We start from the raw sequence: 14,245 nt of genomic DNA, 5'->3' as shown, positions 1-14,245 counted from the left end.
ATGCCAGTAATATTACCAGTGAAAGATAAAGACCCAAAATGGGGAGATAATTGTTTTATCGCACCAAACGCGACTATTGTTGGTGATGTGTTGATGGGAAATAATTGCTCAGTTTGGTTCAATGCCGTGATTAGAGGCGATGTAAATAGCATTACCATTGGTAATGAGACGAATATACAAGACGGGGCAGTGATTCATGCTACCTATCTTAAAGCAGCTACAATCATAGGGAATAGGGTATCAATAGGGCATAATGCTATTGTTCATGGTTGCATTCTTAGAGATAATATATTGATAGGAATGGGGGCTATTGTTATGGATAATGCACTCGTAGAACCTTATTGTATTGTTGCTGCAGGAGCTGTAGTACTCGAAAATACGCGTTGCGAAAGTGGCTTTATTTATGCGGGAACACCCGCTAAAAAAATAAAGCCCATTACTGATGAGCAACGGACTTTATTAGATAAATTGCCGGATAACTATATCATGTATTCCGACTGGTTTAGGTAATTATTCCTTAGGAATAGTTACCGTTTCATTACGTTCCCAATTAGCTCTTATAGAGAGTTCTTTGGGTTCGTTCCATATTTTCTCAGGTTGGAGCCCCAGTGCTACATTACCTGTATCCCATTTTCCATTCCCATTGGTATCATAGCTTATTCTTAACCAATACTTTCCTGCTTTGTAGTTTAAAAATTTCACAGTTGTATCCCTGGTCACTACCAAAGTATTTACTACACCTTTATTTCCATCTAGCACTTCCAGAATGTAACTTTTTTTGAATTCTGGTGGTACGATTTTAACAATTAGTGATCCATAATCATCTTTGTTAGCTAGCTGGAAAGTTTTGATAAATTCCTTGTTTTTGGCGTTAAAAATAGCAGTGAAAGCACCTGCTTCGAATTTAACTTCATAGGTCTTTTTGGGTTTCCATGGATACCTGAAATAGTAGGAGAGTAGGTCCGTACTGTCCTTAACCAGGGCAAAGCCTTTGCGTTCAACAGAGTCCTCCAATAGACTAATTTTAGCTACATCGGTGCTTTCAATAGGAAAATTAAAAGTTAATTTTAGCGGTTTATTAGGATTTAACAAAGCATTATCTACGTTGTCTGTTGCACTAAGAACTCTGGTATAAGTTTCCTTTTTTCCCCTGGTTAAGTTAGCTGTTTGCAATACTTTTCCGTTTTCTTTAATCGCTATTTTAGTAGAATCGAAGGTCAATTCTTTAAGCCAGACCTTCAACGAGTCATTGTTTTTACTGAATCTGATGATTTTTTTAGCATCCAAGGCAGGTGGATCTTTAACCACAACCTCTGGTTTTTTTAGTTTCTGATTGAAAGAAAGTGTAATACTTCCATCGGTATTTAGTCTTTTGTCTAAGATTCTGAATACAGTAGCATCCTCCTTAAATAGACTTAGATTAACGTTATCCAAAGGCTTGGTTAAGACAATAGAGTCTTTAAGAAAGCCGATTTCATCCGTTGCCTGCTGATAGATTTTGTCCCCATTTTTTTCCTTAAGCGCATAGATCTTATAAGTATCTTTCCTTAAGTTGTTTAGCGCATAATTGCCACTACTATCTGTAGTTGTAAAGATAGAAGGTCTTTTCTTTCCAAAAAGGGTATCTCTTTCTAACGGGAAAATGAAGACAACTGCATCAAGTTCAGGTAAACCAGTTACAGAATTGGTCACATTACCCTTTATACTTAAAGAATCCAGATGTGGACCAGTAGAAAATACATAAGTAAGATTCTTAACTACATTGCTCTCATTTACGTCGGCTATTGCCTTCCCAAAATTAAAGGTATAGGTAGTGTTCTTTTCTAAAGTATCTTTAATGCTAATCTCTAACTTTTTACCTTTTGTTTTTAATTCAGGTGGCCTCTCCATTTCTGGTGATACTGAAAATTCCTTGGACTCATTCTGCACTTTAAAATACTCATTAAATTCAATGACAATTTTTGGTGTATTAAAATTTACACTCAGATTTTTAGGAGTCATTTTTAAAATCTTCGGAGGCTCAGTATCTTTTGGTCCTCCTTGAGGCTGTTGAATACTGGCACAAGCGTAAAATAGGACGCTAATGAAAACAAGAGCAAAAATTTTCGGCAAGTTTTCTGTAATTCGATTTTTAGCCATTTATAAGCGCTGTGTTTAATTTGTATGTATTTTTAATGGATATCATTCCGAAATCTTAAAAGTGTCTTAAAATAGATTTAATAAGGTCATTTTTGAAGAGATATGATAGGTAGTTAATTTGTTATAAATCAATAAGTTGTCCTTTATTTGCTAATATGCACCATTAAAACGGAAATATCGGATGGTGAAACACCTGAAATTCTCGAAGCCTGGCCTAAAGTTCTAGGTTTTATCTTCAATAATTTTTCCCGAGCTTCTTTAGACAGAGATGTCAACTGCGAATAATCAAAATTAGGGTTGATGTCTTTATCCTCCATCTTCTGCATTTTATTTACAATCTCTTGTTCTTTCTCAAAATAGCTTTCATACTTAATCTTGATCTCGGCCTGCTCGATAGTTTCCTTGTCAAATTGATTAAGCATTTCGTTAAAGGTAGGACTAACTTTTCTTACATCATCTATCCCAACTTGAGGCCTGCCTAACAAACTAACTATTTTTACATTTTGGTTTAAGGGGGAAGTTCCGAGTTCCTCAAGCATGGCATTGGCACTACTCATTTCTATACCTTGTTTTTTAGAAAATGCTACAATTGAATCAGAGTTTTCTACTTTCTTGTTTACTGTAGCTAAACGCTCGTCACTGATCAATCCAAGTTTGTGGCCAATAGGGGAGAGACGAATATCTGCATTATCCTGACGCAATAGTAAGCGGTGTTCAGCTCTTGAAGTAAACATACGGTAGGGCTCTTCTGTACCTTTCGTAACCAGGTCGTCAATTAAAACTCCTATATAAGACTCCGAACGTTTCATGATCAGTTCTTCCTTATTGAATACCTTCTGATGTGCGTTGATTCCGGCTATAAAACCCTGACTAGCAGCTTCTTCGTATCCTGTTGTTCCATTAATCTGGCCTGCAAAGTACAGGTTGGATACTAATTTGGTTTCAAGGGTTAAAGATAGCTGGGTAGGTGGAAAGTAATCGTATTCTATGGCATATCCAGGTCTAAACATCTTTGCATTTTCGAAGCCTGGGATCTGTGTTAAGGCTCTATATTGTACATCTTCAGGAAGGGAGGTAGAGAATCCATTAACATAGATTTCACAAGTATTCCAGCCTTCTGGTTCGACAAATATCTGGTGTCTTTCGCGCTCAGCAAAGCGGTTTATTTTGTCTTCAATAGAAGGACAATACCTAGGGCCAAGACCTTTGATACGACCTGTGAACATTGGAGACTTTTCAAAACCTTCCTTCAACGTTTCATGAACATTGGCATTGGTATAGGTAATCCAGCAGCATCTTTGTTCTTTAGGAAGTTCGACATTGGTGAACGAAAAACGACCTGGATTTTCATCTCCCCATTGTTCTTCCATTAAGCTGTAGTTTAATGAACGACCATCTACACGGGGTGGGGTACCGGTCTTCATTCTACCAGCTTCAAAGCCAAACGCTGTAAGTTGTTCTGTCAATCCAGTTGCAGCTTTTTCACCAGTTCTACCTCCGCCAAATTTCTTTTCACCAATATGGATTAAACCATTTAAGAAGGTGCCATTTGTAAGTACAACCGATTTGCCTTTTATCTCTACACCTATAGAAGTTTTAACACCCACTACAGTATTATTTTTTATGATTAGGCTGCTCACCATGTCTTGCCAGAAGTCTACATTTGGAGTGCGCTCTAAGGCTAGTCTCCATTCTTCGGCAAATCTTTTTCTGTCGTTTTGCGTTCTAGGGCTCCACATAGCCGGACCTTTTGATAGGTTGAGCATGCGGAATTGGAGGGTTGTCTTGTCACTGATTATTCCAGAGTAGCCACCCATCGCATCTATTTCTCGCACGATCTGACCTTTTGCAACACCACCCATTGCAGGGTTGCAGCTCATCTGTGCAATGGTTTCCATGTTCATTGTGATCAGTAGGACAGAGGAGCCAAGGTTAGCTGCAGCGGCCGCTGCCTCACAACCTGCATGGCCTGCGCCTACAACGATTACATCATATTCTTTAAACATTTCGTCTTGTTATTAGTTAGTGTTTCACGTGAAACGTATGTTTTTTTGTTTACTTTTTTGTTTTTATTTAAGGTGTTTTGCTTTGTTTTTTGCTTTGAAAATTGAGTTTGAATCTTGTATACATTGTCCTATTTGGCTTAAAAAAAGGGTTAATTATATTTTGTTTTCTCGGCTCTAAATCTTCCTTTTTTATAAACGGTAGCTAAACTTAAATAGTGTTTATTGCTCAGAAAGGATCAACCAACGTTCTGTTATTACTTCAAGTTCTTTGGTTAATTTTTCTATCATTTCTGTTGTAGATTGAAGTTCTAGATAGTTTGCACTGTCGATATGAGAAAGAGATAAAGTTAAATCTGAGATCTCCTTTTCTACTTCTAAAATCCTTGCTTCTAACTCCTCCAGCTCGCGTTGTTCTTTATAACTTATTTTTTTTGTAGCAGGGGTAGGCGCTGGGGCAACAACACTTTGTTTTTGCTTTGGCTCTACTTTTTCTTTCGGCATATCTAAACTCAATCTGTATTCAGAATAGTTGCCATTGTAAATAGCTACTTCACCATTGCCTTCCATAATGAATAATTGCTCACTCATTTTATCAAGTAAGTATCTATCGTGAGAAACCAATATTAAAACGCCCGGGAAGTTTTCAAGGAATTCTTCCAGTACATTTAAAGTATCAATATCCAAATCATTGGTAGGCTCATCAAGAATTAAGAAATTAGGATTTTGCATCAATACCTTCATCAGGTGTAAACGCTTCTTTTCGCCACCGCTTAATTTCTCTACCATTCCGTGTTGCTTTTTAGGCGGGAATAAGAATAGGGTTAAAAGCTGCGAAGCAGAAATGGTTTGACCATCGGCCATTTTTATATATTCTGCGTCGGACTTTACAATATCAATTACACGTTCCTTTTCATTGAAAGCTAAACCACCTTGTTTGTAATATCCATAAACTGTAGTTTCACCTGTACCTACTTTTCCTTTTTCAGGTTGTAAGAATCCAGTGATAATATTCAGTAGGGTAGATTTACCTGTTCCATTTTTACCAGCTAAACCAATTCGGTCTGCACGCTTAAATGTATAGCTAAAATCATTGATGATATTTTTGCCATCGAAAGATTGGCCAATATGATCCAGCTCAAGTATTTTATTTCCTTGCCTGGACATTTTCACATTTAACGTGACTTTTTGATTGTCCGTTCTTTGTTTGGTCTTGCTATCTAAATCGTAAAAAGCATCTATTCTGGATTGAGATTTTGTGGTACGTGCCGCCGGCATTCTTCTCATCCATTCCAATTCTTTCTTCAAGAGATTTTTGTTCTTCTGAAATGTACTTTCGTCAGCGGCTTCTCTTTCTGATTTCTTTTCCAGGAAGTAGGCGTAGTTACCATTGTAGTTGTAAATTTTACCTCTATCCAATTCTACGATTGTGTTACATACATTGTCCAGAAAATATCTATCATGGGTAACCAACAGTAAAGTTTTATTTCCTGAAGTCAGCAATTTTTCTAACCACTCGATGGTATCAATGTCCAGGTGGTTGGTCGGCTCATCCAGAACATAAATTTCCGGATCTTCAATTAAAAGTTTGGCAAGGGCCAAGCGCTTTTTCTGACCTCCGGATAGGGTAGATATCTTTTGTTGCAAATGGTTAATGCCCATTCTGCTCAGGATGGTTTTTATCTCATGCTCGTATTCCCAGGCGTTATGCTCGCTCAGTTCTTCATACAAACGGTTTAATTTCTTTTCATCGGGGTTGGGATCTTCAATCAGTTCCTCATATTCCCTAATCAGTTGTTGTTGTTTGTTTTCAAGAGAAAAAATGAAGTCACTAATTGAGTAACTATCTGGAAATGAGGGTTCTTGGTCTAAGAATCCTATTTTAACGGATTTATTTTTTACTATTTTACCCTCCAAAGGTGAAAACCTTTCGGCAAGAAGTTTTAGCAAGGTGCTTTTACCTGCACCATTAATTCCCACCAACGCTACGCGCTGCCCTGTTTGGATGCCCAGGGTTAAATTTTTGAATAGCCATTCGTCGTGGTAAGCATGGCCTAAGTTTTCGGCTGCAATAAGTGTGCTCAAAGTCTGTGTTTAACGATATTATAGATAAGAAATTACCACAAAAGTAAGCAATAATTATTTGGTATGTAGCTGGCGCTATTGAATGTACAGTACGATGGTGGTAAAATAATCTGGAATATTTTTGCCAAATAGACAACGGGGTAATTTTTAGCTCGGTCTAAACAGGAGGCTTATAGGCTTATTGATCTAATTTATATAGCGTTTGAGTTGAATATTAAGCAGTGGATATTTAGTGTTTCTCGAGGGCTAAGAATTATCTATTTTACCGCTTAGCTAGGTGAACATAATTTTATAAAGAGGGTAGGCTTGAATATTTATAAAATGGATTTTAAACTAATCTGACAAACTGGTCGGAAAAAATTTTGGAAGAAGCAATTGCTAGGTTAGTTTGTTGAGCTGTATCAATGTAACAGAAATGTTGCGACTAGGAAGGCTCTAATTTTTCCTGGCAGATTTCTGGGGCAATTTGGGCTAAAAAATGACCTCATTAGGAAGCTTCTGAACAAAAAACAGATAAGAGGGCGATACATTTATCATTAAAGCACTAAAACGCGGTAAAAGGCTTAAAAACACACTAAATCGACGCATGAGATTTTTCTTAAGAAAGGATGTTTTCTTGCGGAAATTTTGACACAAAATTGACTTCAAAAACTCGTTTTTGTAAGTTTTTAAAAATACTTGAAGGGTCTTGAAATTTTAAGAATTAAATAAAAGCGAAAGGTACTGATCTTCCTTTTCCGTCATCAGGGTCTTTGCCGCTTTACTCTTGTCCTTGTAACCTAAAAGGTGAAGTGCGCCATGAACCATGACCCTGCACAATTCATGCTCAACAGTATGTTTAAATGTTGCCGCGTTTTCTTTGATTCGGTCTATACTGATAAATATATCGCCAACAATCGTTTTAAGCTCCTCAGAGTTATCAAAAGTGATGACATCAGTATAAGTGTCATGATTAAGATAATCTTGATTCATACGCAGTAAATATTCGTCAGAGCAAAGGATAAAGTTTAATTCCTGTAACAAATATCCCTCTGCAGCTATAGCGGATTTTAACCAATCTTTTAGGATGGTCTTTTTTTTAAGAGTATAGTTGGTGTCTTCAGTAAAAAAATTAATGCTCGGTTTGCTCATCAAATCATAAGTTATTGCCCCGAATTTAGCAATTTAAAATATTCTGCAATTTTATTTTTGTAATAAGGGTTCAGATTGGGAGGCAATTTTTGCAACCATTCTGTTTCATTTTTCTCCAACGTTTTAAATTTTTCCTGCATCTGTTTGTAAGAAGGAGGGAAATCTTTACCGGCTTTACTTTCTCTTTTTGCATCCTGATCTTGCTCTCGCTGCGCATTTTCTGCTTCTAAAAGCTTGGTCAACAATTCTTTCTGGCGCCTCATCGTTTCCTGCTCCAGGCGCTTGTTTACCAAGTCGGATTCCGTGGCTTTCATGTCCTGTATCATTTGGTTGAGGTTGCCCAGACCGCCTTTTCCATCTTTATTTTCTTCCCTATTTATTTTTTGTAAGGCTTCGCGGATCATCTGCTGTTGCTGGGCCATTTTGCTAAATTCCTCACTCATAGCCCCTTTTGGTACGGTACCTTTGTTTCCGCTTTTTTGCATTTGATCGCGCGCTTTTTGCATGTTGTTATTCAGTTGCTGTTGCATCTGCTGTAACTGTTGCATGCTTTGTTTTTTCTTCCCTTTTCCGCCGCCTTTGCTGTTCTTCATCATGTTTTGCAATTGATCAAGCGCCTCATTCAACATTAAAGAGAGGTTGTTTATCGAGGTCATGGTATATTGCTGGTTCTTATTCGCTGCAGCGGTATTTCTTTCGCCCAGGTTCTCCAAGCCTTTGTCAATATTGAAATTAATCTTTTGCATTTCCTCATTTACGGCGGTTTCAATCTGCGGAACGCGTTTACTTAATGAAAACAGACTATCGGCAATGGTTTTCATATTGTCTTTTATCTCGCGTTGTTTTTGCACGTTGGCCGTATACTGCGGGTCGTTATTGTTCAATCGCCTAAGGTTAAGCATCACCTTTTCTTGATCAAAAGACGTTTTAAGCAAGTTTTCCAGCAGCTGACGTAACTCTTGAGCATTCACATTGTTCTCCGTTTCAGCAGACTCTTGTTGCATTTCAGCCATTTTTTTAGCTTGTTGCTCCATTTGTTCCGCTGCTTTCTGTTGATTGTCGGAAGCTTTTTTCTTGTCATTTTTGCCAAGCTGCTCCTCACTATTTTTTTGCTGTTGTTCAATGTCGTTCATTTCCTTTTCGGGAGCCTGAAAAGCATTGGGGTGCTCTAATTCCTTGTTCTTCTCATCTAATGCTTTAATCTCTTTTTTCAACTCTTCAAAGGATTTAGAAAGCTCTTTTTGTTTGTTTTTCAGATCCTGTAGTGGAGCATCTTTGCTCAAGCTCTGCTTAGATAGGTCTTTTTGATCTTTAGCCAGTTCGTTTAGCCGATCGATCTTATTTTGTAGACCTTGCTCAAATTCCAGTTGTTTATATAGTTCTAAAATGCGGTCCAGTTCGTTCTTTAACGACTTGTTGTCCATTTGCATTTTGGATAGTTCATTCTGCGTCTGATCTTTATTGTTTTGATCCATCAGATTTTGCAGCTTTTCCAGCAAGGCTTTGGTCTTCTCGTCCAACACATTATTAAACAGGTCATCAATCTGCTTTTGTTTATCCGCCAGTTCCTGTTTTAGTTGATTATTCTCTTCTTTTTCTATCGTATTCTTTTTATTCAGCGTGTTGATCTCTTTAACAGCTTCTTCCAATTGCTTCTGCTTCTCCAATAGCTGTTCGATCTGCTTTTTATCATCAAATGAGATTTGCTTCTTATCCAGCAAGGTTTCTCCTAGTTTCTTGCTTTCCTTTTCAACCTGTCCGGCAAGCTTTATGGCTTTTTCCATTTTTTGTTTAAGTGCCTGACTGTTTTCGTTTATTTTTTCTGCCACTTGTTGGGAGGAGGGGATAGCGTAGATTTTAAGTTCCGATTTAGTCGTTTTAGGTCCGTTTACGCCATCATTGTCTGCCACTTCAAAGTAATACTCTAAAGTCTGCCCGGGTTTTATCAGGGGCTCGTTTAAGTTCCAGAAGAAAAAGAAGGAATCTTCCTGTTGTCCCTTTTTAATAGCAAGGGTCTTACTTACGGTATTGATAATTTTATCCTTTTCCTTGATGTTGTATTTGAATTTAAGCGAGTTAAATCCATGGTCATCTGTTATATTTCCAGAGAAGTACAATGCTTTGCTGCTTAGGGAGTCAGGTGCTTCCGTAACCGAAATACCCGGGAATTCGTCTTTGATCACATTCAACTGATGTGTAAGCGAGTCGTTACTGCTGATAAAATTGTTTTTAGGGACAATGCTATACATAGAACTTTCGCGAATGGTACTGGCATAAGAAAACACATTGTCAGATGCCGTTAAGACCTGCGATTTATTACCCAATACGAAAGTGAGGCGATCGCTGTTTCTCGTTTCCAGTTCCCAGGTTACACGGGTTCCTTCAGGGAGGATCAGGTCTCCGGCATTTTTAATGCTTTCGTTTTTCTTCATTAGGTAAGCAGGGTACTGCAATAGTGCGCTTACCATAACCACTGCGGGGCGAGGCTTTACTTCAATCACAAAAGGAGTGGAACTGAATCCACCAGCAGAAAACGTTATTTTTTGTGTTTTTTGAAGGTTTTTGAAGGTATAATTAAAATGGGTATTGTTTTCCTTCTCTAATTTATAGGTATTTGTACCGTCCGAAAGATACACCTCTTGTGGGATCTCGTTGCCATTTAGCTTAAGTTTTAGGGGCACGTCATCTCCTTGTGCAACCATCAAATTGGTGGTTAGCAGCTGAAAATCAAACGGAGCCTTAGGTAATATTTCCTTATTGTATTGCACAAAACTACTGGTTCCTTCTTTTAAGATGTGTGGCGCAATTAAAGCGATCAGTAAAATAACGGAGGCTGGTGCAAGGAAATATTTGATGTATTTTCTGTTGTCACCTAACTTTATAGCGCTAGAAAAGGGGATGGGATTTAGTTCGGCAATTTTCTGATCTATCCCTGCCAGGATGAGCTGACTATTTTCTGGAGAAGCATCGGCCATAGCCTTCAGCTGCAGCGTATTCAGTAGTTTGTCTTTTACATTGAAAAAATGATGCCCTATGATTGTCGAGGCTTGTTCAATGCTTAAGTTCTTGCCCAGCTTGAAATAAGCAAGGACAGGCTTAGCAATCAGAATCGCAATGCATACCAGGGCTACCGCCAGGTAACCGAAAAATAGCAATGTTTTAGTCGCTGTTCCGGGATGCGTATAATAGATAAACACAAAGAGTAACAGGTACAACGCCAGCAACAAAGCAGCGGCATAAATGCTGCCCCGCAAAAGTTTATTGAGGTAAAACTTTTGTGTAAACTCATTAATTTTAGAAATTAAAAGTTCGTAGTTACTGTTCATTTGTGGTCCAATATAGCTTAAAGGTAAAGGTCAGGGCAGTTTTTTGATAAAAATAGAGAATATTAATCTTTGTTTTATTTAAGTGTCGTCAATTATTAACAGTAAGAAAACATTTAAATTATCTTTTTAATGATATTTTAGTGAAAAAAAACATAAACAAACAAAACACAAACAAATGAAACATTCATCTTTAATCATTACCCTTATGGTGCTGAGCTTAAATAGCGCTTTTGCGCAGAAGAAGACAAAACCGATTAAAACCTGGAATAAAAACGTTGTGATTGCACACCGTGGCGCCTGGAAAAAGAATGCTTTACCCGAAAACTCTATTGCTTCTTTAAAGGAAGCGGTTAGAATCGGGTGTCATGGATCTGAATTTGATGTCCACATGACTGCCGATAGTGTATTGGTAGTGAACCACGATGCGGATTTTTTAGGTTTGCATATAGAAAAATCGACTTATCAGGAGTTGTTGAGTAAAAAGCTTTCTAATGGTGAATCTATCCCCACTCTTGAGGCCTATTTGAAGGCTGGTATGAAGCAGAAGACCACCAAGCTGATACTGGAGATCAAACCATCAAAAGCAGGGGCGGAGAACGACAAAATCTTAACCACTAAAGTTGTTGCTATGGTAGTGAAATTAAAGGCTCAGCCATGGGTTGATTATATCAGTTTTAGCTATGACATCTTGAAAAAGGTAAAATCGCTTCAACCAGAGGCAAATGTGGCCTACCTGGCTGGTGATGCGCCGCTTGAAAAACTTAAACAAGATGGGTTTTATGGTGCGGATTACCAATATGGGGTTTATAAAAAAGGAGAGTGGTTTGCTAAGGCGAAAGAATTGGGTTTAACCATCAATGCCTGGACCGTAAATGCAGAGCCTGAAATGAAATGGTTGTTGGATAGTAAAATAGAATTCATTACCACCAATGAGCCTGAAAAGCTTTTTGAGCTGATCAACAGCCAAAAATAAAACACTATAAAACAAAAAAGCATCGCGGGTTATCCGCGATGCTGTACAATTTATGTTTTTAATAATCTAGATTACTTTAACATTAATCGCATTCAACCCTTTTTTGCCGCTTTCAACGTCGTATTCAACTTTGTCGTTCTCACGAATTTCGTCGATAAGGCCTGTTGAATGTACAAAGATTTCGCTATCTCCGTTTGCAGGGATAATAAATCCGAAACCTTTAGTTACATTAAAAAATTTTACTGTTCCTTCTTGCATTGTATTATTTATTAAAAATTAAGTGTGCAAGGTACATATTATTTTTTTATAATATGCAAACGCTTCATTTTTTGATAAATATAAAATAAAACGGCCTTTAAGACCCTTTTTTGCGCCCTGTGACGATCAAATTAATTTCGCTGGAATGCGGAATTCCGAGTGTTTTTCCTGGAACAACCTGTAAAAGGTTTTGCAGATAAACGTTGATTATTGCCTCCAAAGTTTTCTTCCTCGGCTCGTAATTTTCAGGGAAATCTACGCGGAAATTACCAAGGTGAATTTTGCCTTTTTCATCGACTACTGCCGAAAATTCGTAGCCAAAATTGTCGTATGCATTTGTGAGGTCTATCCTGTATCGTGGGAAGAGATAATCATAGGACTCCGTTCTACCCACAAGTTTATCAACTGTGCTGATTTTCTTTACCTGTATTATTTTACTTAAAGGAATAAACGTTACCGGTTCCCGCCCCGCAAAGGCACTATCGCGGTTATCCGGGTTCCTGTTCGACTTTGCAGCAAGCTGTTGAATATAAAGCGTATCAGCCTTCGTTGGGCGTTGTAGCACTTCTGCCGTCGTTTTAAGAACCTTGTTGATATAGTCCTCAGCGTAATAGGTAATATTTACATCCGAACGGATATCTTTCGAGATTTCACGTCCCGTTAAGTGAAGACGCTGAAACACCAGGCTGTCTTTACTGATCTTTTTAATTTTAAACCACTCCTTCGCAAAATTATACACCTCGCCGTGGTCGTAATGCAGGAAAAAGCTTTGCATCCTTTTCTTTTGTGGACTATAAGCGCTTATTGTATCCTGAGATTTAAACTGGATAATCCAGGTTGGCTCCTGTTGAAAGCCCAATTCATTGAAGGAAAGCCCGGTACTGAAGCGGCGCTTCACCTCATGATATTTTATGCCAATAATCGAATCAAAGGATAGTCGGCCAGCAGGTTTTGAACTTTCTTTAGTCGTATTGTTGCAGCTGCTTGTGAGCAATGCAAGGCATGTGAGGATGGTTAGAATACGGGATTTCGTCATGCAAGGATTAAGGCTTCTAAATGGAAGAGCAAAGTTACAAGAATCATTTATATTCTTTGTTTTAGCTTAAAAACCTTCACAATCATTTCGTCATTTCTCCTAATGGTAAGTATAATTGTTTTGCCTTCGACTGATTTAAAGAGATGGCCAATGTCATCTAATTTTGTAGTGGCTACCGGTGAGAAGTTAATGGTCATGATCTCATCATCAACCAATATCCCTGCGTTGTCAGCTGGAGAGCCCGGTTCAATTCTGCTGATGAAATAACGTCTTATTTTACCATCCTCCATGTATACTTCAATTCCCGACATATCATGCTCAAAAGGACGGTTAAACTGCCCGTTTTTCCGTAAATACATCGAATTGTCGGCGTAGTCGAATATCACATTAAAGCGACTCAAAATATCTGCGCCTAAATTTCCATTGCGGTCTTTCAGAAAGATTTTAGCTGCAACATCATCATATTGAGGGTAAGAGGCTAACACCCTTTTCAGGGTAAAGCTACCTATTCTTAAAGCAGAAACCCGGCCGATACTACCATCTATAGGGCCGCTCATGCCTACTCCAAGGTTTGCTTTTATAGAAGCCCTCGGAACTGGGAATGGCTTTTCATGCAAACGCTCTAAAGAAATGGCATGGCTGGCACCATTATCGATCAATGTTTTGATTTCGACAAGGCCATATTCAGGGTTTTCAATGCTGATGTTTGCATAGGGCTTATAAGCGCTGATCTCAATAGGAATCCTTTCACCCTTTATTTTACCCGCACTATAGGGCTCTTTAAACAATAATTTCTTGGTCGAATACCGCAACTCAACGATAAAGCTTTTAAAGAAATAATAGCCCAATAAGCCATATATTTTTGTACCCAGATAGTTTGATAATCCGAAAATGTCCTGCTTCAATATCGCCGTAGGAATGTTGTCTATGTAGGATTTACCCAGTTGCGCCGAAACATCATTAGAGATATAGGCATCTATTTCGTTGCCGCTTCCCAGTCCTGATATCTTAATCGAACGAGATACTTTTATGCCAATGCTATCAATTAAACCCGGATCGGTAATGATAAGAGGACCAACTCCGGTGTCTAAAATGAAATTAAATGGCCCTTTATCGTTCAAGTAAAGTGGAATGATGATAAGGTTTTTAACCTGCAAAAATGGCATTGCGTCCTTACCTCGTTTTCCTTTAAAATAGAATTGCTGTCCTTGAGCAGTAATCACAGCGCAAACTTGAATGATCAGAATCATCTGATAAATTCTAAGTCTACGGAAATTAATTCTGCTCATTAACA

Annotated in this window: 10 protein-coding genes; 2 read left to right on the top strand and 8 right to left on the bottom strand. The window is 38.1% G+C overall.

Annotated features, from left to right (window positions below; translation table 11 throughout):
* On the top strand, positions 1-510 hold the full coding sequence (locus BLS35_RS17365; protein ID WP_090783382.1) for a gamma carbonic anhydrase family protein: 510 nt from the start codon (positions 1-3) through the stop codon (positions 508-510).
* Here BLS35_RS17365 and BLS35_RS17360 read toward each other — a convergent pair whose 3' ends face one another.
* From BLS35_RS17360 to BLS35_RS17340, 5 genes are all read right to left on the bottom strand, one after another.
* Positions 511-2,139, bottom strand: coding sequence for an Ig-like domain-containing protein (locus BLS35_RS17360; RefSeq protein WP_090783381.1), 1,629 nt, complete (start codon positions 2,137-2,139; stop codon positions 511-513). It lies immediately after the preceding gene.
* 143 nt (positions 2,140-2,282) lie between these two features.
* A complete protein-coding gene (gene mnmG, locus BLS35_RS17355) occupies positions 2,283-4,145 on the bottom strand; it encodes a tRNA uridine-5-carboxymethylaminomethyl(34) synthesis enzyme MnmG (protein ID WP_090783379.1) in 1,863 nt (620 codons plus the stop codon).
* A 219-nt stretch (positions 4,146-4,364) separates the two neighbouring features.
* Complete coding sequence (locus tag BLS35_RS17350; RefSeq protein WP_090783377.1) at positions 4,365-6,227, bottom strand: ABC-F family ATP-binding cassette domain-containing protein; 1,863 nt, start codon at positions 6,225-6,227, stop codon at positions 4,365-4,367.
* A gap of 696 nt (positions 6,228-6,923) precedes the next feature.
* Positions 6,924-7,358, bottom strand: coding sequence for an rRNA maturation RNase YbeY (gene ybeY / locus BLS35_RS17345; protein ID WP_090783375.1), 435 nt, complete (start codon positions 7,356-7,358; stop codon positions 6,924-6,926).
* An 11-nt stretch (positions 7,359-7,369) separates the two neighbouring features.
* A complete protein-coding gene (locus BLS35_RS17340) occupies positions 7,370-10,684 on the bottom strand; it encodes a DUF4175 family protein (RefSeq protein ID WP_090783373.1) in 3,315 nt (1,104 codons plus the stop codon).
* 175 nt (positions 10,685-10,859) lie between these two features.
* Between BLS35_RS17340 and BLS35_RS17335 the strand changes: the two genes are divergently transcribed.
* Complete coding sequence (locus tag BLS35_RS17335; protein ID WP_090783372.1) at positions 10,860-11,657, top strand: glycerophosphodiester phosphodiesterase; 798 nt, start codon at positions 10,860-10,862, stop codon at positions 11,655-11,657.
* Between the two features lie 66 nt (positions 11,658-11,723).
* Here BLS35_RS17335 and BLS35_RS17330 read toward each other — a convergent pair whose 3' ends face one another.
* The 3 genes from BLS35_RS17330 to BLS35_RS17320 form a co-directional block, all read right to left on the bottom strand.
* Entirely contained in the window at positions 11,724-11,915 is a 192-nt protein-coding gene (locus tag BLS35_RS17330) for a cold-shock protein (protein WP_008241764.1), read from the bottom strand.
* Between the two features lie 97 nt (positions 11,916-12,012).
* On the bottom strand, positions 12,013-12,951 hold the full coding sequence (locus tag BLS35_RS17325) for a hypothetical protein (RefSeq protein ID WP_090783370.1): 939 nt from the start codon (positions 12,949-12,951) through the stop codon (positions 12,013-12,015).
* A gap of 47 nt (positions 12,952-12,998) precedes the next feature.
* Positions 12,999-14,240 carry an aspartyl protease family protein gene (locus tag BLS35_RS17320; RefSeq protein ID WP_254778947.1) on the bottom strand — a complete coding sequence of 414 codons (1,242 nt, stop codon included), beginning with the start codon at positions 14,238-14,240 and terminating at the stop codon, positions 12,999-13,001.
* Between the last annotated feature and the right edge of the window lie 5 nt (positions 14,241-14,245).

It is taken from the genome of Pedobacter sp. ok626, from assembly GCF_900100435.1.
Taxonomy (GTDB): Bacteria; Bacteroidota; Bacteroidia; order Sphingobacteriales; family Sphingobacteriaceae; genus Pedobacter.
This window is presented reverse-complemented; position numbering and strand designations above follow the sequence as displayed.

Bases quoted from the DNA above. Each gene is read 5' to 3' on its own strand.
- BLS35_RS17365 (WP_090783382.1), top strand. From the start codon at position 1: ATGCCAGTAATATTACCAGTGAAAGATAAAGACCCAAAATGGGGAGAT.
- BLS35_RS17360 (WP_090783381.1), bottom strand. From the start codon at position 2,139: ATGGCTAAAAATCGAATTACAGAAAACTTGCCGAAAATTTTTGCTCTT.
- mnmG (WP_090783379.1), bottom strand. From the start codon at position 4,145: ATGTTTAAAGAATATGATGTAATCGTTGTAGGCGCAGGCCATGCAGGT.
- ybeY (WP_090783375.1), bottom strand. From the start codon at position 7,358: ATGAGCAAACCGAGCATTAATTTTTTTACTGAAGACACCAACTATACT.
- BLS35_RS17340 (WP_090783373.1), bottom strand. From the start codon at position 10,684: ATGAACAGTAACTACGAACTTTTAATTTCTAAAATTAATGAGTTTACA.
- BLS35_RS17335 (WP_090783372.1), top strand. From the start codon at position 10,860: ATGAAACATTCATCTTTAATCATTACCCTTATGGTGCTGAGCTTAAAT.
- BLS35_RS17330 (WP_008241764.1), bottom strand. From the start codon at position 11,915: ATGCAAGAAGGAACAGTAAAATTTTTTAATGTAACTAAAGGTTTCGGA.
- BLS35_RS17325 (WP_090783370.1), bottom strand. From the start codon at position 12,951: ATGACGAAATCCCGTATTCTAACCATCCTCACATGCCTTGCATTGCTC.
- BLS35_RS17320 (WP_254778947.1), bottom strand. From the start codon at position 14,240: ATGAGCAGAATTAATTTCCGTAGACTTAGAATTTATCAGATGATTCTG.